This is a genomic window from Aeromonas sp. ASNIH8 (assembly GCF_002919855.1).
Taxonomy (GTDB): Bacteria; Pseudomonadota; Gammaproteobacteria; order Enterobacterales; family Aeromonadaceae; genus Aeromonas; species Aeromonas caviae.
The window spans coordinates 20,945-45,594 of sequence record NZ_PQLN01000030.1 but is presented as its reverse complement, the minus strand read 5'-3'; the positions used below and the strand labels follow the sequence as shown (position 1 = coordinate 45,594).

At 61.4% G+C, this 24,650-nt stretch carries 25 protein-coding genes and 1 riboswitch; of the genes, 14 read left to right on the top strand and 11 right to left on the bottom strand.

The genetic code is table 11. The features are described 5' to 3' along the window. Positions 1–281: 281 nt before the first annotated feature. A complete protein-coding gene (alr, locus tag C3418_RS10200; protein WP_103858427.1) occupies positions 282–1,355 on the bottom strand; it encodes an alanine racemase in 1,074 nt (357 codons plus the stop codon). A gap of 134 nt (positions 1,356–1,489) precedes the next feature. Next, entirely contained in the window at positions 1,490–2,884 is a 1,395-nt protein-coding gene (gene dnaB / locus C3418_RS10195; protein WP_039040054.1) for a replicative DNA helicase, read from the bottom strand. Between the two features lie 421 nt (positions 2,885–3,305). Between dnaB and C3418_RS10190 the strand changes: the two genes are divergently transcribed. Continuing rightward, on the top strand, positions 3,306–4,160 hold the full coding sequence (locus C3418_RS10190; RefSeq protein ID WP_010673257.1) for a Tim44 domain-containing protein: 855 nt from the start codon (positions 3,306–3,308) through the stop codon (positions 4,158–4,160). Between the two features lie 193 nt (positions 4,161–4,353). Here C3418_RS10190 and ushA read toward each other — a convergent pair whose 3' ends face one another. After that, positions 4,354–6,024, bottom strand: coding sequence for a bifunctional UDP-sugar hydrolase/5'-nucleotidase UshA (ushA, locus tag C3418_RS10185; protein ID WP_103858426.1), 1,671 nt, complete (start codon positions 6,022–6,024; stop codon positions 4,354–4,356). 248 nt (positions 6,025–6,272) lie between these two features. Here ushA and C3418_RS10180 point away from each other — a divergent pair, with 248 nt between their 5' ends. The 3 genes from C3418_RS10180 (at position 6,273) to C3418_RS10170 (ending at position 8,027) form a co-directional block, all read left to right on the top strand. Then, complete coding sequence (locus tag C3418_RS10180) at positions 6,273–6,611, top strand: DUF2956 domain-containing protein (RefSeq protein ID WP_041211201.1); 339 nt, start codon at positions 6,273–6,275, stop codon at positions 6,609–6,611. A gap of 115 nt (positions 6,612–6,726) precedes the next feature. Beyond that, entirely contained in the window at positions 6,727–7,062 is a 336-nt protein-coding gene (locus tag C3418_RS10175; RefSeq protein WP_010673254.1) for a hypothetical protein, read from the top strand. Between the two features lie 98 nt (positions 7,063–7,160). Then, positions 7,161–8,027, top strand: a complete 867-nt coding sequence (locus C3418_RS10170) for a tetratricopeptide repeat protein (protein WP_103858425.1) — start codon at positions 7,161–7,163, stop codon at positions 8,025–8,027. 69 nt (positions 8,028–8,096) lie between these two features. Here C3418_RS10170 and C3418_RS10165 read toward each other — a convergent pair whose 3' ends face one another. Further along, positions 8,097–9,500 (bottom strand): sigma-54 dependent transcriptional regulator, encoded by a 1,404-nt coding sequence (locus C3418_RS10165; protein ID WP_042881314.1) that lies wholly within the window; start codon positions 9,498–9,500, stop codon positions 8,097–8,099. A 148-nt stretch (positions 9,501–9,648) separates the two neighbouring features. Continuing rightward, positions 9,649–10,458 carry an FKBP-type peptidyl-prolyl cis-trans isomerase gene (gene fkpA / locus C3418_RS10160; protein ID WP_029313875.1) on the bottom strand — a complete coding sequence of 270 codons (810 nt, stop codon included), beginning with the start codon at positions 10,456–10,458 and terminating at the stop codon, positions 9,649–9,651. Between the two features lie 119 nt (positions 10,459–10,577). Between fkpA and C3418_RS10155 the strand changes: the two genes are divergently transcribed. Continuing rightward, complete coding sequence (locus tag C3418_RS10155; RefSeq protein WP_041211198.1) at positions 10,578–11,546, top strand: WD40 repeat domain-containing protein; 969 nt, start codon at positions 10,578–10,580, stop codon at positions 11,544–11,546. Positions 11,547–11,560: 14 nt separating this feature from the next. Continuing rightward, the gene (locus tag C3418_RS10150; RefSeq protein ID WP_010673249.1) at positions 11,561–11,776 is read left to right on the top strand and encodes a SlyX family protein; all 216 of its coding nucleotides are present in this window, start codon (positions 11,561–11,563) and stop codon (positions 11,774–11,776) included. A 62-nt stretch (positions 11,777–11,838) separates the two neighbouring features. Here C3418_RS10150 and C3418_RS10145 read toward each other — a convergent pair whose 3' ends face one another. Beyond that, positions 11,839–12,477, bottom strand: coding sequence for a peptidylprolyl isomerase (locus C3418_RS10145; RefSeq protein ID WP_010673248.1), 639 nt, complete (start codon positions 12,475–12,477; stop codon positions 11,839–11,841). Positions 12,478–12,623: 146 nt separating this feature from the next. After that, positions 12,624–12,830, bottom strand: coding sequence for a YheV family putative zinc ribbon protein (locus C3418_RS10140; protein WP_010673247.1), 207 nt, complete (start codon positions 12,828–12,830; stop codon positions 12,624–12,626). Between the two features lie 39 nt (positions 12,831–12,869). Between C3418_RS10140 and C3418_RS10135 the strand changes: the two genes are divergently transcribed. From C3418_RS10135 to C3418_RS10125, 3 genes are all read left to right on the top strand, one after another. Beyond that, a complete protein-coding gene (locus tag C3418_RS10135) occupies positions 12,870–13,556 on the top strand; it encodes a hypothetical protein (protein WP_043152629.1) in 687 nt (228 codons plus the stop codon). Positions 13,557–13,694: 138 nt separating this feature from the next. Further along, on the top strand, positions 13,695–14,594 hold the full coding sequence (locus C3418_RS10130) for a chemotaxis protein (protein ID WP_043152627.1): 900 nt from the start codon (positions 13,695–13,697) through the stop codon (positions 14,592–14,594). Positions 14,595–14,654: 60 nt separating this feature from the next. After that, positions 14,655–15,638, top strand: coding sequence for a hydrolase (locus C3418_RS10125; protein ID WP_043152625.1), 984 nt, complete (start codon positions 14,655–14,657; stop codon positions 15,636–15,638). Here the strand turns inward: C3418_RS10125 and C3418_RS10120 are convergent. Continuing rightward, positions 15,620–16,768 (bottom strand): GGDEF domain-containing protein, encoded by a 1,149-nt coding sequence (locus C3418_RS10120; RefSeq protein WP_043152622.1) that lies wholly within the window; start codon positions 16,766–16,768, stop codon positions 15,620–15,622. The genes C3418_RS10125 and C3418_RS10120 overlap by 19 nt on opposite strands. Positions 16,769–16,857: 89 nt before the next feature. Here C3418_RS10120 and C3418_RS10115 point away from each other — a divergent pair, with 89 nt between their 5' ends. The 3 genes from C3418_RS10115 (at position 16,858) to C3418_RS10105 (ending at position 18,758) form a co-directional block, all read left to right on the top strand. Beyond that, entirely contained in the window at positions 16,858–17,103 is a 246-nt protein-coding gene (locus tag C3418_RS10115) for a YheU family protein (protein WP_010673242.1), read from the top strand. Positions 17,104–17,338: 235 nt separating this feature from the next. Next, entirely contained in the window at positions 17,339–18,208 is an 870-nt protein-coding gene (locus tag C3418_RS10110) for a phosphoribulokinase (protein ID WP_010673241.1), read from the top strand. A gap of 16 nt (positions 18,209–18,224) precedes the next feature. Next, on the top strand, positions 18,225–18,758 hold the full coding sequence (locus tag C3418_RS10105; protein ID WP_043152620.1) for a lipoprotein: 534 nt from the start codon (positions 18,225–18,227) through the stop codon (positions 18,756–18,758). Positions 18,759–18,827: 69 nt separating this feature from the next. Here the strand turns inward: C3418_RS10105 and C3418_RS10100 are convergent, their stop codons facing one another. Both C3418_RS10100 and C3418_RS10095 read right to left on the bottom strand, forming a co-directional pair. Then, complete coding sequence (locus tag C3418_RS10100; RefSeq protein ID WP_010673239.1) at positions 18,828–19,127, bottom strand: hypothetical protein; 300 nt, start codon at positions 19,125–19,127, stop codon at positions 18,828–18,830. A 48-nt stretch (positions 19,128–19,175) separates the two neighbouring features. Further along, on the bottom strand, positions 19,176–19,580 hold the full coding sequence (locus tag C3418_RS10095) for an OsmC family protein (protein WP_010673238.1): 405 nt from the start codon (positions 19,578–19,580) through the stop codon (positions 19,176–19,178). 374 nt (positions 19,581–19,954) lie between these two features. Between C3418_RS10095 and crp the strand changes: the two genes are divergently transcribed. Next, on the top strand, positions 19,955–20,593 hold the full coding sequence (gene crp / locus C3418_RS10090) for a cAMP-activated global transcriptional regulator CRP (RefSeq protein WP_010673237.1): 639 nt from the start codon (positions 19,955–19,957) through the stop codon (positions 20,591–20,593). Positions 20,594–20,720: 127 nt separating this feature from the next. Then, positions 20,721–21,521 carry a putative RNA methyltransferase gene (locus C3418_RS10085; RefSeq protein ID WP_103858424.1) on the top strand — a complete coding sequence of 267 codons (801 nt, stop codon included), beginning with the start codon at positions 20,721–20,723 and terminating at the stop codon, positions 21,519–21,521. Between the two features lie 140 nt (positions 21,522–21,661). Here the strand turns inward: C3418_RS10085 and C3418_RS10080 are convergent, their stop codons facing one another. After that, a complete protein-coding gene (locus C3418_RS10080; RefSeq protein WP_103858423.1) occupies positions 21,662–24,259 on the bottom strand; it encodes a glycosyl hydrolase family 18 protein in 2,598 nt (865 codons plus the stop codon). Positions 24,260–24,370: 111 nt separating this feature from the next. After that, a riboswitch (cyclic di-GMP riboswitch) is annotated at positions 24,371–24,457 on the bottom strand. Between the last annotated feature and the right edge of the window lie 193 nt (positions 24,458–24,650).

Here is a 24,650-nt window from a genome sequence, read left to right as displayed (position 1 = left end):
GATGCGCAATGCTGTTCAGATAAGCACTTTTTTGACTGATTATTCATAAATTGGATTTGAGTTGAGGGGGCAAGGCTGTGTCCAGTCGATCTTCCTCCAGCCTTTATCCAGCGGGGCTTGCAATAGAAAGAGGGAGGCATCATGCCTCCCTCGATTTTTTGTCCTGATACTACGTGGACTGGAACTCAAATTCTCTTAAGTGAACAGCATTGCGCCCTTGTCGGGGCGGCCTTTTTGTTCTCCCCTCGCGGGAGAAGGGTTGGGGATGAGGGGCGACTCGCCTACACGTACTCCATAAAGACGCGGGAGGTGAGCTTGGTGATGAGCTCATAGGGAATGGTGCCGATCTGGTCGGCCACCCGCTCCACCGGCAGCCCTTCCCCCCAGAGCACCGCCTCGTCACCGGCCTTGTCGGTGGCGCCGGGGCCGAGATCCACCGTGGTCATGTCCATGGAGACGCGGCCCACCAGGGGCACGATGCGGCCATTGACCAGCACTGGCGTGCCGTTGGGGGCCATGCGCGGATAACCGTCGCCATAGCCGATGGCAATCACCCCGAGCCGGGTATCGCGATCCGACACCCAGTTGGCGCCATAGCCTACCGGCTCGCCCGCCTTGTGATCGCGCACCGCGATGAGCTGGGTCTTGAGGGTCATCACTGGCTGGAGGTCATAATCCGCCGCCACCGTATTGGGGAAAGGCGACACGCCGTAGAGGATAACGCCGGGGCGCACCCAGTCGCAGTGGGAATCCGGCCACGCCAGGATGCCTGCCGAGTTGGCCATGGCGCGCTCGCCCTTGAGCGGCGCAGTCAGCTGGCTGAACAGGTCGATCTGCTCGCGGGTGGTGGGTTGCTCCAGCTCATCGGAGCGGCTGAAATGGGTCATGACGTTGAACGGCTGCACCACGTTCTTGCACTTGCCGAGGCGCTCGATAAAGGCGGGCATCTCCTCGGCCCGTACCCCGAGGCGGTGCATGCCGGTATCGAGCTTGAGCCAGGCCACCACGGGGGCAGGCAGCTCCGCCTGCTCCAGCGCTTCGAGCTGCTCCCAGGTGTGCACCGCGGTCTGCAGGTTGTTGGCCGCCAGCACCGGCAGGTCGGCGGCGCTGAAGAAGCCCTCCAGCAGCACGATGGGCTTGACCACGGCGCAGGAGCGCAGCATCAGCGCCTCTTCGATGCGGGCCACCGCGTAGGCGGCCGCATCCACCAGGGTGCGGGCGACCGGCAGCAGGCCGTGGCCATAGGCGTTGGCCTTGACCACGGCAATGATCTTGCATTGGGGGGCGTGGCGTTTAACCACAGCGAGGTTGTGGCGCAGGGCCGCTGTATTGATCTGGGCGATAGCCGCTTTCATCTGTTTTCCCTTACGAGGGCATGATAATCAGGCACCGGGTGGTGTCAGCCCTCAAATCTCATCGTCTAAGGCCGGACCGGCAGAATTGTCGAACCGGGAAAACTGTGTCTGGATGCCGGGAGCAGGCTCCCGACTTAGTAGTCATCATCAAACGCCGGGCCCGCGTAGTTGTCAAAGCGCGAGAACTGACCCTGGAAGGTGAGCCGCACTCGTCCTATGGGGCCGTTACGCTGCTTGCCGATGATGATCTCGGCGATCCCCTTGTCGGGACTGTCGTCGTGATAGACCTCGTCGCGGTAGATGAACATGATCAAGTCCGCATCCTGCTCGATGGAGCCCGATTCCCGCAGATCCGAGTTGACCGGGCGCTTGTCGGCCCGCTGTTCCAGGCTTCGGTTGAGCTGGGAGAGCGCCACCACGGGGCACTGCAACTCTTTCGCCAGCGCCTTGAGGGAGCGGGAGATTTCACCGATTTCCAGAGTACGGTTGTCAGACAGCGCCGGCACCCGCATCAGTTGCAGGTAGTCCACCATGATCATGCTGATGCCGCCGTTGTCCCGCGCCACCCGACGGGCACGGGAGCGCACTTCGGTCGGGGTCAGGCCGGAGGAGTCGTCGATGTACATCTTCCCCTTCTCCAGCAGCAGCCCCATGGTGGAGGAGAGCCGCGCCCAATCCTCGTCGTCGAGCTGGCCGGTCCGCACCTTGGTCTGGTCGATGCGCCCCACGGAGGCGAGCATACGCATGATGATCTGCTCGGAGGGCATCTCGAGGGAGAAGATCAGCACCGGCTTGTCGGCGGTGAGGGCCGCGTGCTCGCACAGGTTCATGGCAAAGGTGGTCTTGCCCATGGAGGGACGGGCGGCGACGATGACCAGATCCGAACGCTGCAGGCCGGCGGTCATCTTGTCCAGATCGTTGTAGCCGGACGACACGCCGGTCACCCCGTTGTGGGGGGTCTTGAACAGCTCTTCAATCTTGTCGACGGTCTGCTCGAGGATGAGCTTCAGGGGCTGGGGGCCCTCGTTGGCGCTGGTGCGCTGCTCGGCGATCTGGAACACCTTGCTCTCGGCAAGATCCAGCAGATCGTTGGAGGTACGGCCCTGGGGCTCGTAGCCCGCTTCGACTATCTCGTTGGCGACCGAGATCATCTCCCGCACCACCGCCCGCTCACGCACGATCTCGGCGTAGGCACTGATGTTGGCGGCACTCGGGGTGTTCTTGGCGATCTCCACCAGATAGGCGAAGCCACCGGCCTCTTCCAGTTGCTCGGAGCGCTCGAGCTCCTCCTGCAGAGTGATGAGGTCGATGGGGTTGCCCGCGTTGGAGAGGCGGGTCATGGCCTGGAAGATCAGGCGGTGCGGGCGGCTGTAGAAATCCTTGTCGATCACCCGTTCGGCGACCCGATCCCAGGCCTCGTTGTCCAGCATCAGACCGCCCAGTACGGACTGTTCGGCCTCAAAAGAGTGGGGAGGTACTTTCAGCTGTTGTGTCTTGGCGTCTTTTTTCGCCGTCACTTGCTCTGCCATACACATAAAAACCGCAGCGGGAAGGGGACGGGAATTTTACAAAAGAAACCCCGCCATCGCGAGCGCTAATACGTCCCGTCATCGCATCCGGCGACAAGACGGGACCCTGGCCTCGTCAGCGTCATCCACTTCTGCGCCGCAGACCTGCCTCACAGTACGAGAAAGGGCCAGACCAGGGTCTGATCTTTCGTTCTTGCTCTTTGCTTGTTGCGCAACCTGCGCACCGAGCGACTCGGCCGTCTGTGTCTCATGGGCGCCTCCCCTGTCGGACGACTCAATCTGTTCATGAATAATTCATGCCATCCGTGATAATCATACCCGCAAGCTGCAACACAAAAAGGGACTGGCAGCCTGCCATGCGCCTCGCTGAGCTTGCACAAGCAGAGCATGCCCCCACCTACATGAGAGTGAAAGAGTCAAAATGAAAAAGATGCTGACCCTGTTTGCCCTGATCCTGGCCATTGGCCTTGGGGCACCCATCGCCGAGGCCAAGAAACTTGGTGGCGGCAAATCCTTTGGCAAGAGCTACAAGACGGCTCCGGCCCAACCTGCGGCCAAGCCGGTCGACACCAAGAACCCGACCGTGGGCGCCCAGGCACCCAAGAAAGGCGGCATGATGGGCGGCCTGCTGGGTGGTCTGCTGGCCGGCGGCCTGTTCGCCTACCTGCTGGGCAGCGGCGCCTTCGAAGGTCTGCAAGGGATGGACTTCCTGCTGATCGCCCTGCTGGCACTGGGCGGTGTCTTCCTGTTCCGAGCCCTGCGCAGGAACAAGGCGGCAGCGGCCCAGCCACAGACGGCCTATGCGGGCTATCAACCGCCCCAGAGCGCGGCCCCCCAGCAGTTCGAGCAGAGCCACAGCGCCCCGCAGGCCACCGGTTTTGCCGACAGCGACGTGCCCTTCCGTCTGCCCCCGGGCTTTGACATGAACGGCTTCCTGGCCGGTGCCCGCGATCACTACCGCACCCTGCAAGAGGCCTGGAACAAGAACGACCTGGAGAAGATCCGCGAGTACGTGAGCCCCGAGTTGTTCGAGCACCTCAAGGCCGAACGCGCCGAGCTCTCCGGTGAGCAGCACACCGAGGTGATGTACGTGGACACCCAGCTGGTCCGTGCCGACTACGGCAGCGACTGGGCCCAGGTGAGCGTGCGCTTCAGCGGCCGCTACATGGACCGTCAGGAGCAGGTCGAGGAGGATATCAAGGAGGTGTGGCACCTCGAGCGTGATCTCGCCAAGGACAATGCCCCCTGGCATATCGTCGGCATCGAGCAGCTCTAAGGTTCAACCGACCCATTTCATCAAGGCGACCTCAGGGTCGCCTTTTTATTGCCATCGGATTGTGTCATGCCCTATTTCGGGGCAGCTTCCCGTGGCCGGATATATTTCCCGAGAGACACTGCTGATGACATTGAAAATAAAAAGAGAGGCAGCCATGGCTGCCTCTCTTTTTTATTGGCTCGGGGTGCAGGGATTATTTGCAACCCTCTACCGAGGTGGAGTTGATATAGCTGACCTCGCCGGCCGGCTGATAATCGGCGACCTGAATGATCTTCTTCGCTGCGATATAATCCTTCAGCACACCGGCATCCACCAGACCGGCATTGATGGTGTCGATCTTCGGATAACCGTCACCACCGGCCGCGCTGAAGCTCGGGATGGAGAAGCTGTAGGTTGCTGCCGGATCGAAGGCCTTCCCGCCGATGGTGGCGATGTCCACGCTCTTGGCCTGGCAATCCACCGTCATCTTGATGCCGCCGAACTGGGCATAGCCACCGGTATTGGCGGTCTTGGTCGCGACCTGACCCAGGTAGGTCAGCAGCTCGTTGCCGCTCATGGTCGCCTTGTTGACGGTGTTGCCGAACGGATGCACGGTCAGCACGTCACGGTAGCTGATGTCCCCTGCCGCGATGGAGGCACGCACCCCACCGGAGTTGACGATGCCAAAGTCGGTGCTCAGCTTCTCGGCGGTCGCGGTGGTGATGAGACGACCCAGGTTGGTCTGCTTGTTGCGCACGTTGGCGCGCTCACCGTCCAGTACGCCATCGGTGGCACCGATGACCACACCCAGCTCCTGCTGTCCCTTCTCCTGATAGGTGAGCAGGGTGTTGTAGAGCTCGGGATCCTTGACGATCTCTTCTTGGATGAAATCACCGTCCGCGTTCTTCAGGTTGACCGGGATCAGATCGTACTGGGTCAGGGTCAGCTTGCCATTCTGATAGTCAAACTGGGCACGACCTACATACTTGCCCCACTCGTGAGCCTGCATGATCCAGGTGCCGTTCTGCTGATCCGGCTGGCAGTCGTCGCCCGGCTTGAAGTCGGCGTACTTGTCCGGGGTGCCCGGCTCCATGCAGACCGGGTTCTGGGAGTGACCACCGATGATGGCGTCCAGGGTGCCTGCCGGCAGTGCACGGGCCATCTCCACGTCACCCGGTGCGTTGCTGCCGTGCTGACCATTCTCGTAATGGCCCATGTGGGTGATGGCAAGAACCAGGTTCGCCTCTTTGTTGTCGCGGATCTGCTTGCCGAGATTGGCGGCTTCCGTGGTCGGATCGCGGAACTCGAGGGTCTGGACGTTGTTGGGATCCACCAGCTGGGCGGTGTCCTCTGTGGTCAGACCCAGAACGGCGACCTTGAGGCCGCTCTCCAGCTTGAACACCTTGTAGGGATCGAAGTAGCGCTTGCCGCTCGTCTTGTCATAGATGTTGGCGGAGATCATCGGGAACTGGGCCCACTGGCGCTGTTTCTCGAGGATGGTCAGGGGGTTGTCGAACTCGTGGTTGCCCACCGCCATGGCATCGTAACGGATGCTGTTCATGGCCATGAAGTCCGGCTCTGCATCCTGCAGATCCGACTCTGGCACCCCGGTATTGACGTCACCGCCGGAGAGCACCAGCACTTCGCTGCCCGCCGCTTTCGCCTCGGCACGCAGCCGCTCGACCAGGGTCTTCTGGGCCGCCATGCCATATTCGCCCTTGTCGTTGTGCCAGAAACGACCGTGGGTATCATTGGTATGCAAAATGGTCAGCTTGCAGACATTTTCGGTGCAGGGGGCGACGCTGTCGTTGCTTGAGGTATTGCAGCCGCTCAATGCGGCAAGCACTGCCAGTGCGATACTTCCTTTGACAAATTTATAATTCATTTCCATATCACCTTGTTATTTTGTTATTGGACGACCCTATCCAGGATCGGGCGGTAATATAACAAACAACATGTGACGGTTTTTCATCGGCGACTCACAAATTCCGCCAAATGTGATCATCCACGCAACCTGTTTCCCCTATTTGGAACAGAGGCCCCCCACTCACAGAGCAATTTCCCCCATGATGGCAGCCCGCCGGTAACGGTTATGGCATACTGCCCGCCAATCAATGCCAAGGAGTGCCTGGAATGGCCAAGTACGACAAAATTTCCCCCGAAACCCAGCAGGAGGCGATGAAGATCGCCCGTGCCAACCAGAAGCCGGGGCAGACCAAGGAGCAAACCCAGCTCATCGCCCAGGGGATCCAGAAGGGCATAGACGAATACAAGAAACAGATGAAGGCGAAGGCCCGCGAAGCCAGCCGCCAGAAGAAACTGCAAGCCAAAGCCAGGCACTCTTCCCAAGAGACACGGGAAGAGGAGAGCGAAGCCGAGGTCATCGAGCTCACCCGCCAGCACCCGCTGCCCTGGATCCTGCTGGTGCTGAGCTGGCTGGTATTTGCCGTGCTCTGGTTCTGGTTCCGCTGATCCTGCCCAGGCAAACCTTTGCCCTGCGATCCGCTTCACAGCCCGGGCGCGGGGGACTGGTCATTCCCCACCCGGACTGCCTACACTCTGCCCCCCTTGTCAGGAGACACTCATCATGAATCCGGCCCCGCTCTATCTGCTGGCTCCCCTCGCCCTCTTCCTCGTGACCCTGGTGCTCTATCGCATCTCGCCACTGCGGGCGGTTGCCGCCGGCCATGCCCGCTGGTTTATCCTGCCCGCCTTCACTCTCTTTATCCTGCTCATCGTCATCAATGGCGCTGCGGATCCCGCCCTGCGAAGCCCTGCTTTCCACTGGCTGATGCCGGGGTTCGGCTTTGCCCTGAGCCTGTTCCCTGCCCTGCCCAAGGCACTGGTACCGCGCCTGGCTATCAAGGAGGGAGCCTTTGCCGCCCTGGGTCTGATGCTGATGAGCCTTGCCATGGTCTACTGATCGGCAAGCGCTGGCGTCACGATGGCGCCAGCCCCCCTTCTTGTACAAAGAATGGCCTTCAGGCATCTTGGTGGGCGGATAACCGGCATGGAGGCCAGATGAACAATCCGCCCGATTTCATGGCGCTGTGGGATTATCAGGATCCCGTTGCCAGCGCCCAGCGTTTTCAAGCACTGCTGCCCGAGGCGCGTGCCACCAACCTGCAATGGGAGCTGGAGCTCCTCACCCAGATAGCCCGTACCCATTCGCTGCAACGCCAGTTTGCACAGGCGCACCAGCTGCTCGACGAGATAGAACCCCGCCTCACCGAGGCGACTCCACGGGCCCGCCTGCGCGCCTTGCTGGAGCGTGGCCGCACCTTCAACTCCGCCGGTGACAAGGCCAGCGCCAGAGCCCTGTTTGAACAGGCCTGGCAACTGGGAGAACAGCACGAAGAGCACTATCTGGCCATCGATGCGGCCCACATGGTGGCCATCGCCGCCCCCCTGGAGGAGCAGAGCCACTGGCACCAGCTGGCGATGACCCTGGCCGAGCGCAGTCACGACAAGCGGGCGCGAGGCTGGCTCGCCACCCTCTATAACAATCAGGGCTGGACCCTGTTCGAGCTGGGTCGCCTCGACGAGGCCATCGCCTGTCAGCAAAAGTGCCTGGCCTGGCACGAGCAGCACAACAACCAGGGCAAAGCCTTTATCGCCCGCTGGAGTCTGGCGCGCCTGAGCCGGGCCCAGGATCGCCATGAACAGGCCATGGCCGAACTGGCGCAGTTGCGCGACGACATGGCCGCCGCAGGCACCCCCGAGGATGGCTATGTGTTCGAGGAGCTGGGGGAGAATGCGCTCGTGCTCAATGATCCCGCGGCACCCGAGTTCTTTGCCCGCGCCTGGTTTCTGCTGTCACAGGATGGCTGGTTCACCGCCAACGAGGCAGAACGGCTGGCCAGGCTCAAGCAGCTCGCCAAACTCTGATAGGCGTGCGGGGCGGCCAATTGGCCGCCCCGCACATCAGCATGTCTGCCCGAGAGCAGAGGTGACGGCTCAGGCCGGACTCGCCTCTTCCCAGCTCTGCTTCTTGCGATAAATCGTGGAAGGGCTTATTTCCAGCAGGGCCGCCGCCTTGGGGATGTTGCCGTCACAACTGGCGATGGCCTGCTCGATGGCCTCCTTCTCCACCTGCCAGAGCGGACGGACCTGCCTGCGAACGACGACGGATTCTGACTGGGGATCCGCGATCCCGACCGCAGGCTCCGGGGCCAGGGTACGCCCCCCGTTGAGGGGAGGTGGCAGGATATCCGGGCTCACCAGCTCGCCATCGTTGAGCACCACTATGTTGCGCACCACGTTTTGCAGCTCGCGCACGTTGCCGGGCCAGGGGTAGTCGAGCAGCACCTGCACTGCGTCCGCATCAAAGTCCCTGAACCGCTTGTTCTCCTCACCGGCATAACGCAGCAGCAACTCCCGGGCCAGCAGCAGGATGTCCTCTCCCCGCTCCCTCAGGGGGGGCAGCGCCAGCGGGATCACGTGCAGGCGGTAGTAAAGGTCTTCACGAAACCGTCCGGCCTTGACCTCCACCAGGGGATCCCGGTTGGTGGCGCAGACAAAGCGCACATCCACCGTCTCCAGCTTGCCGCTGCCGACCCGCTGCAGGGTGCCGGTCTGGATGAAACGCAGCAGCTTGCTCTGCAGGTCGAGATCCATCTCGCAGATCTCGTCGAGGAAGAGGGTGCCGCCGTCCGCCAGACTGGCCGCCCCCTTGCGATCCCCCTGGGCACCGGTAAACGACCCCTTCACGTGGCCGAAGATCTCGCTCTCCATCAGGTCATGGGGAATGGCGGCGCAGTTGAGGGCGATGAAGGGCTGATCCCGACGCGGGCTGCACTGGTGGATGGCCTCGGCGCACACCTCCTTGCCGGTGCCGCTCTCGCCAGTGATGAAGACGGTGGCCTTGCTCGGCGCCGCGCTCTCGATGATGCGATAGACCGCCTGCATCGCCATGGAGGCACCGATGAAACCGGCAAAGGAGCTGCGCTCGAAGTTTTCCCGATACTGGGCCACCAGCGAGCTGAGCTGCTGGTGCTTCAGGGCATTGCGCGCCGTGGCGCACAGGCGCTTGCCATCGAACGGCTTGGTGAGAAAATCGAAGGCCCCGAACCGCATCGCCTCCACCGCCACATCCACCGAGCCGTGAGCGGTGATCACCACCACGGAGCAGGGCAGTTGCCGCTCCGTGATCTGCTGCAAGATGTCCATGCCGGACATGTCGGGCAACTCCAGGTCGAGCAGCACCACGGGGGGCGGGCTTGCCAGCAATTGTGCCAAAGCCTGCTGGCCACAATCTGCCAGCTGCACCTCGTAGCCATCCTGGGCCAGATACTGCTCATAGACGACCGCCAGACTGCGGGTATCTTCCACCAACAGGACACGGGGTTTGCTTTCAGCCACGAGATCCATCCTTGCGCTTGATTTTGTTGTCTATTCTGGGGGCTAGCCGCCACACACTCAAGACGGCCTCATCGCTTTATCCGGGGGATTGCGACAATACACAAGCAAAAACGGCTCCCTGGGGAGCCGTTTTTATGGTGCTTTGAGCTTATTTCTTGGCGTTGTCGCCATCGGCAGCCGGTTTTTCGATGGCCAGCAGCTCTACGTCAAATACCAGCACGGCGTTGGCCGGGATGGAACCTGCGCCGTGCTCGCCATAGGCCAGCTTGGACGGCAGGAAGAACTTGAACTTGGAGCCGACCGGCATCAATTGCACCCCTTCGGTCCAGCCCGGGATCACCTGGTTGAGCGGGAAGGTAGCCGGCTCGCCGCGATCGACGGAGCTGTCAAACTTGGTGCCATCGGTCAGGGTACCGGTGTAGTGCACCTTGACGATGTCGGTGGCCTTCGGCTTGGCGCCGTCACCCATCTTCTCGACCTGATATTGCAGGCCGGACTCGGTGCTCTTCACGCCCTCTTTCTTGGCGTTGGCAGCCAGGAACTCTTCACCCTTCTTCAGGTTTTCCACGGCATCCTTGTCGGCCTTCGCCTTGGTCAGCTCGTTGATCTTGGCGTCGTATTCCTGCAGAACCTTCTGGATCTCCTCGTCGGTCATCTTGGCTTCTTTGCCCAGACCGTCGGTGACACCCTTCAGGATCACGGTGTTGTCCAGCTTGATACCGAGCTCCTGCTGGCGCTCCAGGGTATTGGCGATATAACGACCCATGGAGAGGCCGATCGCATAGCCGGATTGCTCTTCAAAGCTCTTGGCCTCAGCCTTGGGGGCCTCTGCCGGCTTGCTGGCTTCTGCCTTGACCTCTGCGGTGTTGGTCGCAGCAGGTTTCTCATCTTTTTGGCAAGCAGTCAGACCGACGGCAACCGCCGCAGCCAACAGGGACACCTTCAGAAAATTGTTCATCAGTTTCTCCAAAACTCTAAATACCGCTCTCGGTTCCTTCGTGAAATGAGAGGTTTATCGTGATAAGCGCCTTATACTAACGCCGTGATCGCAGGTAACGAAAGCATGAGACAGGAAAAATGATCAAAAGTGCCATTTATCTCATCGGTATTTGCCTGATGCTGACAGGGTGCGAACAACGCTCACTTCCCAGCCAGCAGATCCGCCTCGCCAACCAGGGTCTGCTGAGTGCGGATCTCGCCAGTTCCGGCAAGCTCGCGCTCGTCTCCAGCCTGGGTCAGGGCACTGTGGTGTGGGATCTGGAACAGGGCAAGGAGCGCTGGCGCTGGCGCCAGAGCGATGACCAGGAGGAGTTCGTCACCCTGACCCGCTTCTCCCCCGATGACAGCCATGCCATCACCGCCACCCAGCACACCTTCGCCATCTGGCGCTTGCAGGATGGCCGCTCCCAGGGCTACTACTCCCTGCCAGAATCCCGCCTGCGCGATGCGGCGATCTCGGCGGATGGCCGCCAGGTGCTCATCGGCCGTGAAGACGGCAAGGCGGAAGTGGTCGACACCCAGACCGGACGCCGGCTGCAATTCCTCGGCCACACCGAACAGGTCAACACGGTGGATCTCTCCCCCAATGGTCGCTATGCCCTCACCGGCGGCAACGATTACAGCGCCTATCTGTGGGATACCCGCACGGGCCAGGTGGTGTGGCGCTTCAACCACGCCGGGCGAGTCGTGATGGCGAGACTGGATCCGTCCGGACGCTTCGCCTTCACCGCAGACAGTCGCCAGGCCAGCATCTGGGATCTCAAAACCGGCAAGGAGCACAGCCGGTTGCAATACGATCACCGCTTCGAGGTCTACACCAGCGCCCGCTTTGCCAACGGCGGCAACTGGCTCATCACCGGCGCCCCCTCCCGCCAGCTCACTCTGTGGCAGGTGAGTGACGGCCAGCCGTTGCAGAGCTGGCGCGTCTCGCCCCATCCCAAGGTGAAACCGCCTAGCGCTGTGGTCTATGGCGTGGCTTTGCGCGACAATGACCACCTCGTCAGTGCCAGCTCCAGTGGCCTGGCTGAAATCTGGACTATCAAGTAAGGACCAAAAGGCCCATGAGTCAGCAACTAAACGAACGCCTCGAAACCCTGGAAAGCCGCCTCGCCTTTGCCGAATACACGGTGGAGCAGCTCAACGACGAGGTCACCACCCAGGGTCGCGAGCTGGACCGGCTCAAACACCAGATCCATCTACTGGTGGATAAATTGCAGAGCGTACAGCCGAGCCAGATCGCCAGCATGGCCGAAGAGACGCCGCCACCGCACTACTGATGAGTGCCAGCCATAAAAAACCCGCGCCATGCGCGGGTTTTTTATCATCGGCCAGGCCGTGATCAGTGCTGATGGCCCTTGCCACCACAACCGCCACCACCGCAGCAACCACCGTGACCGTGATCGTCGCCGTGATCGTGTGCATGGTTGTGACCATGGCCGCCACAGCAGCCACCGTGGTCATGATCGTGATCATGGCCGTGATCATGGTCATGACCATGATCGTGACCGCAGCCACCGGCGCCGTGCACATGACCATGGGCCAGCTCTTCGGCGGTCGCGGCACGTACGTCCTTGATCTCGACCTTGAAGCCCAGGGTCACGCCAGCCAGGGGATGATTGCCGTCCACCTTGATGAACTCCTCGGACACCTCGATGACGGTCACCGGGCGGTGGCCGTCGTCGGTCTCGGCCACAAAAGTATCCCCTTCAGACACTTCCATACCGTCGAACAGCTCGCCGGGCACTTCCTGCACCAGATTCTCGTCGTACTCGCCATAGGCCTGGTTCGGCGTCAGGGTGACGTCGAACGCCTCGCCCACGCTGCGACCTTCCAGCTCGGCTTCGAGGCCGGAGACCAGGTAACGGGTACCGTGCAGATACACCAGCGGCTCTTTACCGACAGTGGTGTCGATGACTTCACCGTGTTCGTCGGTGACCGTGTATTCCAGCGTAACCACGCTCAGGGGAGCTACTTTCATGTCAGGGATCCTGCGGATAGAAAAAAACGGGCTCAGAATACCTCAAAAAGGCAGACAAGCATATGGTTGGCCCGGCTTCAGTGTGATGAAAAAGTCATCAACAGCGACCAGCCTGACCGGCGTACCATCACCTTGAGGCATGGCACTCACTCGGGACGAAACACCCCTATCACCTGCTCCGCCTCGCGCGTCGCCTTGTCCACCTGCTCCTGGGTCTGCACCTGGGTATCCCCGCACTCGACACAGGTCACCTTCTCGACTCCATGCTCCATATACAGCATCATGGTGTCCATCTTGCCGCACGCCGGGCAAACCGCCCCGGCAATGAAGCGCTTTTTACGTCTGGTTTCCATTTTTGTTACCTCCAGGCAGCATCATATCAGGGTTTTTACATGCATCACGCCATCGAATATCAGCATTTTTCCACTTCCACCCTTCAGGTCGGCCCCCGCAAGCGCTCCCCCATGGGCCAATTGCTGCGCGTCACCCAGGGGGCGGCGCTGCTGAAATTGGGTGCCCATGAACTGCTGCTGACACCTGGCAGCCACTTCTGGCTCTGTGCCGATGCCCTCGCCGCCTTCACCCCTCTGGCTGGCTGCCAGCATGATCTGCTGGCCTGCTCCGTGCGGGTGCCCCAGCCCGCCCAGGCTGGCTGGTTGCAGGCAAACCCGTTGATGGACGCACTGCTGGACAGCCTGGCGGCCTGGTCACGCCCCCGAGACTGGCAAGGCCCCTATGGGCAGCGACTGCAAGTGGTGGGGGATGAGTTGCATGGCTGCACCATCTCGTCACTGGGGGATCAGGCACTGCAAGATGCCTGGCAAGCCCTGGCCAGAGCGCAGCCGGATAGCGTGGCTGCCTGGCAGACCCTGCTGGGCACTCGCGGTCTCGAGGGCCCGGACGCCCAGGCACTGCAGGATCAGTGGCAACTGTTGCAGGGGATTCGCCTGCTGCGAAGCGGCAGCACACCCTCACAGGTGGTGAGCAGGCTGGGTTATCGGGATGAAAGCGCGCTGGCCGAGGCTCATCTGCAATGGCTCGGGGCGCCCCTCTCCCCTCAGCCGTCCGCGACCCGATAAGAGAGGCATAAAAGGATGGCAAAAGAAATCCAGTTTTGCGGCTCACCGCCGCTAACAACAAAGGAGTCATTCATGTCACCATCCTTTATGCTGAACACCCGATTGACCGTCACCGACTAGATCAACAGGACATCCGCCATGACGAGCAAGGCCAACCAATCCCAGGGCATGTTGCTGTTCCACCTCTCTGCCAGACAATCCTTCGCCATCGGTACCCTCAAGGTGAAGGAGATCGTGCCCTACACCCAGCTCACCGCCCTGCCACAATCCCATCCCACCGTGCTCGGGGCCGCCAGCATGCGCGGCACCACCATCCCGGTGATCGACATGGCAATGGCCGTGGGCTATCGCCCCATCAGCCGGGAGGAGATGCCCCACTGCTTCATCATCATCACCGATTGCCGCCGCACCCTGGTGGGCTTTCTGGTGCGGGGCATCGACAAGATCACCGAGTGCAACTGGCGTGACATCGAGCCGCCCCCTCCCTCCTTGGGACAGAACGTCTTCGTCACCGGCGTGACCCGGGTGGGAGAACAGTTGATCCAGTTGCTGGATGTGGAACTCATCCTGTCGCGGGTCTATCCGGACGATCCCAGCCATCTCTACCCCGTGCTGACCGACGTGCAACGCGAGCGGCTCAAGCCGATGCGGATCCTGCTGGTGGACGACTCCTCCGTCGCCCGTCGCCAGCTCATGGCGGCGCTCGATTACATCAACATCCCCTACGAGGTCTGCACCAACGGACGCGACGCCCTCACCCTGATGCAGACACGGGTCTCCCAGGGCACGCGGATCGACATCCTGGTGAGCGATATCGAGATGCCGGGGCTGGATGGTTACGAGCTGGCCTTCGAGGTACAGAGCGATGCCAAGCTGGCGGGAGCCTACATCATCCTGCACACCTCCCTCTCCAGCGAGATCAGCGTGGAGCGGGCCCATCAGGTCGGCGCCCACGAGGCGCTCACCAAGTTTGAAGCCAACGAACTGATCCAGGCCATGCTGCGCGGCGCCGAGCACCACGATCGTCTGCTGGCCTGATGTCGCGGCGAGCCAAGGGCTCGCCGCCCCCTTTTCCTCCTTGCTCTTCCGAGTCGCTGCATGTTGACAGAAAGCCACTTCCACGCCCCCTGGTGGGCCTGCAACCCCCATCTGCAAACCATTTTGCCCAAGTGGCTGCGCCGCTCGCCTGCCCGCTTCATCCAGGAGCGCTTCGAACTCCCGGACGGCGATTTCGTCGATCTGGCCTGGAGCGGCGAACCCGGCCAGGATGAACACCCCCTGGTGGTGGTGTTCCACGGACTGGAGGGGAGCATTCACTCCCACTATGCCAAGGGACTCTTTGCCCACCTGCAGCGGCAAGGGAACGAGGCGGTGCTGATGCACTTTCGGGGGTGCAGTGGCGAGCCTAACCGGCTGCTGCAGGCCTATCACTCAGGCGCCATTGAGGACGCCCAGGCGGTGATTGCCGAGCTGGGGCGGCGTTTTCCAGGCCGGCCCCTGGTCGCCATCGGCTATTCCCTGGGGGGCAACATGCTGGTCAATCTGCTGGCGCGGGCCTGCCCGGCACAATTGAAAGCGGCGGTGGTAGTGTCGGCCCCGCTGCAACTGGCAAGCTGTGCCGATCGGGTCAATCAGGGCTTCTCACGGGTCTATCAGAACTACCTGCTGCGCACCATGCGAACCAACCTGCAAAGCAAGATCCGGCGCCAGAGCGCGGCACGGGCGCGCTGGCAGCCGGCCCAGATCACCCGCATTGCCACACTGAGGGAGTTCGACGAGCTGGTGACGGCACCGCTCCATGGTTTCGAGAGCGCCGATCACTACTACCAGACCTGCTCCGGCCTGAGCCTGCTGGCCCGCATTCCCATCCCGACCCTCGTCATTCACGCCGCCGACGATCCCTTCATGACCGATGCCGTCATTCCGGCGGCAGAGCAGCTCTCCCCTCTGGTGCGCTACGAGCTGAGCAGCCAGGGCGGCCACGTGGGCTTCCTGCACGGCTCTCCCTGGCGCCCCCGCTTCTGGCTGGATGAGCGCATCAGCCAGTGGTTGCGGGAGCAGACTCAAGGTGCGAGCCGATAACCGTTGCGCCCCTCTTCCTTGGCCTGATAGAGGGCGCCATCGACCCGCTCGAGCAGCATGACGAGGCTCTCCCCGGTTCGCCACTGGGCTATCCCCTGGCTCAGGGTGAGGTGGGGGGAAACGTCGGAATCCTCATGGGGCAGAGCCCTGGCCGCCAGAGTGGTGCGAATGCGCTCCGCCACCTCCTGGCCACCGGCCAGCGTCGTCTCCTGCAGCAGCACCACGAACTCCTCTCCCCCGTAGCGCGCCACCAGATCACCGGGTTCCCGCACACTCTCCTCCAGGCACTCGGCCACCAGGATCAGGCACTCATCCCCCGCCTGATGACCATAGCGATCGTTGTAGCGCTTGAAGAAATCCACATCGAGCAGGATTACGGTGAGCGGCACATCCAGGGTCGTGCCTTGCGCAATGGCACGCTTGCACGCCTGATCGAAGTGGCGACGGTTGGCAATGCCGGTAAGGGGATCCCGGTGAGCCATGGCATTCATCTTGTTTGCCAGCATCAGGTTGTCGTGCTCCCTTGACACCGCAAGCTCGAACCAGCCGTTGAGCATGCGCCGCCCCGTCTCCAGCACCACCAGCAAGACCCCGACCACAATGGTGTTGACCAGAACAAAAGGATCAGGGCTCCAGGAGGCTCTCATCAGCAAGAACAGCAGGGGGACCGACACCAGGGCGTAAAACAGCCGCACATCGCAATACGCGGCGACGAGACCGGTCAGCAGCAGGCTGACCATGTTGAAAATGAAGCTGAAGCCCCCCTTCAAGTCGACGATCGAGATGGTGTAACCCACCATGGCCCAGGCCAATCCCCAGGAAAGGACGCAGACGTACAGGGAGCCCTGCCAGATGACATGGGGTTGACGGGAGAGCCAGCCCCACCCGAACGGCAGCAACAGGCCGACTCCTATCATGGTGATCAGCTGCCATTTGTAAGACCAGGGCAGGTTGTCGACCAGTACCAGGTGTGCATCCCGATAGATGTAAAAGCGGGTCAGCAGAAATACGAGGGCGATGAGATTGATGACCCAGTACCAGCGCAAACCGGCGCTCAGGGCGCGGCGGCGGGCATCGAACAGGTGCTGTTCGAATTGACTGGAGGGTCGGCGTGCGTCAATGGATTGCATGGCACCCCTCGTCCAAAACGAGACAAATCCCTTGCGCTTGCCGACCAGACACCGACAATATCCGCAACCCACTGAGTGAAGATGAAATCATGATTATCCCCTGGCAAGAACTGGAGCCGGACACCCTCACCAACCTGCTCGAACACTTTGTGCTGCAAGAAGGCACCGAATACGGTGAACAGGATGTCAGCCTGACCGACAAGGTCGAAGCAGTCAGGCAACAATTGCTACAAGGTAGCGCCGTGCTTGTCTATAGCGAGCTGCACGAAAGTGTCAATGTCGTCCCAAAGACTCATTTAAGCAAGTCACCCACTGACGACTTCCCCCAAGCGTAACGCGGTCACGGCTTATCGGGCGGCTCACCCCGCCCTCCCCCTATCCAACTCGCACCATCAGGCCGCATGGCCAGCTCGCCACCCAGCAGCGCCTATTCCGGCGTCCCCAGCGCACAGGGCAGCCCTCGTTCACCGCTATTGTCGGGAAGCGTGGGGGCAGCGGGAGGATGACGGCGCACTTGACCGCACTTTGGGCCACCCCTTATAACGGAACTCCCAAGGAAGAGAGAATTCTATGTCGGCCAAGCATCCCATCATCGCGGTCACCGGTTCGTCCGGTGCCGGTACTTCCACCTCCACCAACGCCTTCCGCTCCATGTTCCACCAGCTTGGATACAAGGCGGCCGTGGTCGAGGGGGACAGTTTTCACCGCTACACCAGGCCCGAGATGGACGTGGCGATCCGCAAGGCCCGGGAGCAGGGGCGGCATATCAGCTACTTCGGCCCGGAGGCCAACGACTTCGGTCTGCTGGAGTCCTTTTTCCAGGAGTATGGCCAGAGCGGCACCGGCCAGTATCGGCGCTATCTGCACAGCTTCGACGAGGCGGTGCCTTTCAACCAGATGCCTGGCACCTTCACCCCCTGGCAGGATCTGCCCGGCGAGACGGATCTGCTGTTCTACGAAGGACTGCATGGCGGCGTGGTCACGGGGGAGCACAACGTGGCGCGGCACGTGGACTTTCTCATCGGCGTGGTGCCCATCGTCAACCTGGAGTGGATCCAGAAGCTCATTCGCGACACCTCGGAACGCGGCCACTCCCGCGAGGCGGTGACCGACTCCATCGTGCGTTCCATGGACGACTACATCAACTTCATCACGCCGCAGTTCTCCCGCACCCACATCAACTTCCAGCGGGTGCCGACCGTCGATACTTCCAACCCTTTCAGCGCCAAGGTGATACCCAGCCTGGACGAGAGTATGCTGGTGATCAGGTTTCGGGGCATCAAGCAGGTGGACTTCCCCTACCTGCTGTCGATGATAGACGGCGCCTTCATGTCCAGGATGAACACCATCGTCGTGCCGGGTGGCAAGATGGGCTTCGCAATGGAACTGATCCTGCGCCCCCTGATCCAGCAACTGATCGAAACAGGCAAGATCACCTGAGCCAAGGAGCTTAACGATGCGCGCTGCACTTCTCTCATTCACGCTGGCAACCCTGCTGGGCGGTTGCAGCTCCGGCCCCGCCGCACCCACGGTCGAAACGGGCACCATGGTGGTTCGCCCGGCGGAGCATTGGACCTACGGGGCGACACCACGCTATGCGCTGGCCGAACAATTCCAGTATGCGGGCAACAGCGCCGCGCCCTGGCTCGAACCGGTACAGCAGGCCGTCATCCGGCAACTGGACGGCAAAGGCTGGCGCAGCGTTCCCCTGGATGAGGCCGACGTCTGGGTCGCCATCGGGGTAGCTGGCAGCCAGGACATGAGCGATGGCGAGATCTTCTCCCGCCTCGGCATGACACCGGGCCTGAACGCCGCCGCCAATGCCCGCAAGGGGACCCTGGCCGTCGTGCTGCTCGACGGGCATAGCCAGAAAGCGGTGTGGAGCAGCGCCATCCAGCTCGCCAGCGACGTGCCTGTCGCAGAGGAAGCCCGTGGCCAGCTTAGCCAGCAACTGGCCGCCCAGCTGCTGGGCTCGCTACCGTCAGACTGATGTCTCTTTCAACAAAAACGGCCTGCTTCACGCAGGCCGTTTTCCATGCACGCCGTGACGGCATCAGGGTCACTTCAACTCGCAGGTCAGCTGGGTCACACCGCTCTTGACCAGGGTGGCCTGCTTGTCCTGACGGGAGAAGGTAGTCACCCCGTCGGAATAGCTGGCAGTCTCTTTGGGCGACTCGATGCGCCCCAGCTTGTGATAGACACCGGCATAAGGGAACTGCACCATGTCGGCCTGGGCATCATAGGTGATGGCCAGCAACTCTTCCCCGCACTGATACTGGCTGTATTGATACTGGGTCGGCTGCGGCATGCTGCAGGCGGCCAGACCGAACAGGGGAAGCAACATCATCATTTTTTTCATCGCACTTTCCTTATGTCATGGCGTTATCGACGGGACAAACTTTAGCGGTCAACCCTCAAGAATTTGATAACTATGGGTAATTTCTACCGCTTTTTCCAACATCAGGGAAACTGAACAATATTTTTCCATGGACAGATCCACCGCACGGGCGACCTGCTTCTCCGCCAGCCCCTTGCCGGTCACCACGAACTTGAGGTGGATCTGCTCAAATACCCGGGGAACGGTATCGGCGCGGGTCCCTTCCAGTTCGACATGGCAGGCGGTCACGGATTGACGGGCCTTCTCCAGGATGGAGACCACATCGATGGAGCTGCAACCGCCGACAGCCAGCAGGATCATCTCCATCGGGCTGGCACCTTCACCCGGGTTGGCGCCATCCAGGGTCACCTGATGACCGGACTCGCTCTCCCCCACAAACTTCATGCCTTCCACCCAGCTGACCTTGGCTTTCATCTCTCACTTTCCTCTCAATGACGACGGTTCTAACGCCCATAGCATACCTCAAGCCGGGGTCGAGTGGCACATGCGCCAAGATCTTGCCCGTTCCCGACGATAAAGCCCCGTTTGTGGCGACAGCAGCCTCTCCTGCGAAACGGACGACGACCCAAAGGGAAATAGATCGAAATCAACATTCGACCTCCTCTTCTTGCCTAGAATGCCCCGGACGACGCAGCAGATGGCGGCTCACCGGTGGACGGCAAAACCCCAAAGCCTTGTCAGCACAGGCAAAGGCTCTTATTCTACTGCGACCAAAGAGTAAGGAATGGCAAGCTTGGCAACTTGCCTGGACGCACAGTCCATAAAAATGACACTACAGAGGAAGTCTCATGATCATTGGCAAACCGCAAAGCGATCCCACCCTTGAGTGGTTCTTGTCGCATTGCCACATTCATAAGTATCCCGCCAAGAGCACCCTGATCCACGCCGGTGAAAAAGCGGAAACCCTCTACTACATCGTCAAGGGCACCGTCGCCGTCCTGATCAAGGATGACGAAGGCAAGGAGATGATCCTCTCCTACCTGAATCAGGGGGATTTCCTGGGCGAGATGGGGATGTTCGAAGAGAACGAGAATCCGGAGCGTTCCGCCTGGGTACGTGCCAAAGGCGCCTGTGAAGTCGCCGAGATCTCCTACAAGAAGTTCCGCCAGCTGATCCAGGTCAACCCGGACATCCTGATGCGTCTATCCGGTCAAATGGCCAAGCGCCTGCAGCACACCAGCCAGAAGGTCGGCAACCTCGCCTTCCTGGACGTGACCGGCCGCATTGCCCAGACCCTGCTCAACCTGGCCAAACAGCCGGATGCCATGACCCACCCGGATGGCATGCAGATCAAGATCACCCGCCAGGAGATCGGCCAGATCGTCGGCTGCTCCCGTGAAACCGTCGGCCGCATCCTCAAGATGCTGGAAGAGCAGGAGCTCATCTCCGCCCACGGCAAGACCATAGTGGTGTTTGGTACCCGATGACCGGGTTCCGCCGACGGCGCCCGCACAGCGCCGTTGGATAAAAAGGCTGCCCATGGCAGCCTTTTCCGATCCTCTCCCCTATAATCCCGAACGCCCCGCCGTCATGGCCTTCGCCAAGAGAACTCCTATGCACCTTCAATGCCCCCTTTGCCGCAGCCCCCTGCACCTTCATGCCGCCTCCCGCGGGGTCTATTGCGACAACAAGCACCACTTCGATCCCGTACCGGAAGGCTATCTGGACCTCATCCCCGGCAAGAAGAACCCCAAGGACAGCGACAGCCGGGCCCTGCTGCGCGCCAAGCGCCGCTTCCTGGAACAAGGCCACCAGCTGCCTCTGGTAGACGCCATGGCGAACCTGCTCGCTCCTCTTGGCGAGCGCGAGCTTGTCCACCTCGGCTGTGGCGAGGGGTACTACTGCCGCGCCCTGGCTGAGCGGCTGCCCGGCTGGCAGGTCGGCGGTTTCGATCTGGCCAAGAATGCCATCTTCGCCGCCAACAAGGCGCAACCGGAAGGCCAGTTCGTCATCGCCGACCCGGTGCGCGCCCCGCTACTGCCTGGCACGGCCCAGGTGCTGCTGGTCAACGACCTCAAGGTCAAGACGGAACTCCTGGTCAGCTGGCTGGCGTCGGGCGGCTATCTGCTCCACGTGCAGCCAGGCCCTCGCCATCAGTGGCAATTGCGCGTCAGCCTCAATCCGGTGAGCATGGAACATCCCCTGAGCTGGCCCGCCCTCACCGGGCTTGTCAGTGTTGCTCAGCAACGCGCCCAGTTCAGTACGGCGCTGGATCAGGGCCTGCGCGAGCACATTCTGGAGACCAGTCGCCTCGGCTGGCGTGCCAGCGGCGAGCAGCGCCACGCCTTCACCCACCAGGGGCCCGACGCCCTCGAGCAGGATCTGCTGCTCAGCCTGTGGCAAAAACCGCTGTGAACCGGTGACAAACCATGAAAAAAGGCCCTGACGGGCCTTTTTGACAAAGCGAGTGCGCCTTTCCTCTGACAGGGAAGAGACACCCGACCACGCAGCAAGACAAAAATGGGGCCCTCGGCCCCATTTTTCATCACGGCAGATCAGTTGCAGCTCGCCGCGCCCTGATCGACCCAGACGGCGGCCTTGCCGGGCTCATCGCCCTTGGTCCAGTACTGGGCCTTCCACTTGCGGCCGTTGTGGCTGGTGACATCACCGCCGTTGTAGACCACTCCGGCATCCCAACCCAGTTGCACCTGGCTCACCAGTTTCCACTGATCGGCGGTGCGGCTCGGCTCGTTGCCCTGGGTCCAATACTTGGCCTGCCACACCAGTTGCTTGTGGCTCACCTTGTCATTGGTGTTGTAGACGGTACCTGCACTCCAGGCCGGATGGTTGGCCGCATCCGGATCGCTGGCCTCGCAGCCACCACCTGTACTGGCCGGCTTGACGGTCAGGCGGGTAACGGCTGTGGCATCCAGCGCCCCGTCGGTGACCACCAGGGTCAGATCGTAGGCCGTATCACTGGTCACGTTCGAACCCGTTACCACCAGGGTCGCGCTGTCCAGACCGGTGGCGCTGAGCCCGGCCGGCACTGTCCACTGATAGCTCAGGGCATCACCATTGGGATCGGAAGCGGTGGCCTTGATGCTCACCTGCTTGCCGGCCTCGACGGTCGCACTGGCCGGTACGCTGACCACGGGGGGCAGGTTCGGCTGCGGCGCCTTGTTGGTGACCACCACCTGATCCTTGGCCGAGAGCCCCTGATCGTCGGTCACGGTCAGCTCGAACACCAGATTGATGTCGCTGCTGACGGCATCCAGTACCACACGGGCCTTGGCCTGGGTGGCATCCAGCAGGCTGGCCTGGGGTCCGGAGACCTGTTTCCAGCTGTAGGTCAGCGCCCCGTTTTCCGGATCGTGGGAGGCACTGCCGTTGAGGGTCACCTCGGCCGGGCCGGTGGCACTCAGATCGCTGCCGGCATTGGCAACCGGCGGCTTGTTGACCGGCGGCAGCGTACCCTCGCCGTGGCCCAGCCCCTCGTGCATGGCGTTGAGGATGTCGCCGTTGTCCGCATCAATTTCCCAGGCGAACAGACCGCCGAGCTGGTTCGCCAGCACGTACTGCCCCTTGGCCTTGACCGAGCGGTCGTTGTCGAAGGTAATGAGGTCGCCACTGCTGGCCTTGAAGACATAGGGGGCCTCGGCCGACTCGTCATAGCCCTGCTCCCAGCCTGCGCCCATGCGGTTGTTGACGATGTCGCGGTAATCCACTACGCCATTTTCCCAGGTACCGCTCACCGGTCCGGTAGCGGTGCCGGTGAAGGGGTTGCCGGCCTGGTAGTTCTTCACTCCGGTCCAGCCACGGCCATACATGGCCGCCCCCACCACAATCTTGCCCGGTGTCACCCCCTGACCCAGCAGCGCCTTGACGCCCTTGTCGGTGGTGTACTTGGTGGCCGGATCCCAGCTGGAGGCAAAGAGGTTGGTCTGGTGGGCCAGATTCGTCAGGTCGAAGGCGCTGCTGAAGTCGTAGCTCATCAGGAAGATGTGGTCCATGTACTGCTGGGCCGCCTGATAATCCACCTTGGCAATCTTGTCACCGCCGGCGCTGATGGCCGAGGTCAGCTCATACTGGCGGCCGGTCTCGGCTTCCAGTTCATCGAGCATGGCTCGCAACTCCTTCATCAGCACCACATAGGTGGCACCGTCATTCGGGCCGCCCAGGCTGGGGTTGGCCCCCTGTCCGCCCGGGAACTCCCAGTCGATGTCCACGCCGTCGAAGAATTTCCAGGTCTGCAGGAACTCTTTGACCGAGGCGACGAAGGTATCGCGCTTGGTCTTGTCACCCAGGAAATAGAAGGGATCGGAGAGGGTCCATCCGCCGACAGACGGCAGGATCTTAAGGTCCGGGTGGGCCTGTTTGAGAGCCATCAGGTTGCCGAAGTTGCCCTTGTAGGGCTCATCCCAGGCGCTGAGGTTGCCTTGGGACATCTGGATCGCCGCCCAGGGATCATGGATGGAGACCTTGAAGTCTTCGCGGCCCGCACAGGAGCGCTGCAACGCCTCGAAGCTGCCGGAGATCTCTTTGAGGCTGTCGTTGATGCCGTTGCCACCGCAGATGGGGGTGAAGCCGTAGAGGATATGGGTCAGGTTCTGGGCCGGGATCTTGTCCACGGTGAACTTGCGACCATAGACCCCCCACTCCACGTAGTAGGCCCCCACCACCTTGCCGGACTTGTTGGCGTAGGGCTTGTTGTTCTCCTTGAGGGGCGCATTGAGCGGCGCCAGGTGGCTGCCGTCGGTATCGGCGACCATCAGCTCCTTCTTGTCGGAGAGGGTGCAGCCATCGGCGTTGCACAGGGCCACCTGCATCTGGTAACGCCCCCCCTTGGTGACCTTGAAGTTGGCGGTACCCGCGGCGGAGGCCGGGCCTGACCACACCTCCTTGCCGTCGAGCAGTACCTTGGCGGTCTGTCCGACGTCACCGGACCAGAGGTTCCAGGTCACGCTGACGGGAGCGCCATCCTTGTGGACGGTCACCAGCTGGTTGTAGGCCGAAGCGGCCTGATTGACTTCAACGATGGCAAACTTGGTGGGGCCGGAGCCAATGGTGGGTTTGCCCGGGGCAGCGGCGAAGGCGGAGGTAGTGCAAAGCCCCCCGACCAGAAGCGCCAGCAGGGAAAGTTTTGGACTTAACATATTTGAACTTCCTTATTTCGTTATTGGAATTAACAACGAAAAAGGCAACGCAACCTGCCAGGTAACGCAGACAACATCGCAACCATGGCTTGGCCCATGGACGATACAACCTGTGGTGGCCCCGCTATCCTAGGTACGCAGACCCTTAGACCGGAAGCTTTGCGTCCCGGACTTTCATCCGGTTTGCCTTTTTGCACAACTTGATTTGCGACAAAAATAATCGCCGAATGACTATAGAGGAGAGTCGCCCGGGTGCCACCTGCCAAAAGTGACACCCAACAAGACTCAATTATCACCAAATCCGGAAAATGGCGACGAAATAGGCATCATCATCGTCGATCATGGCGCCTGGATGGCATCAAAAAAATGTTCAGCCAATGCTCGATTCTGT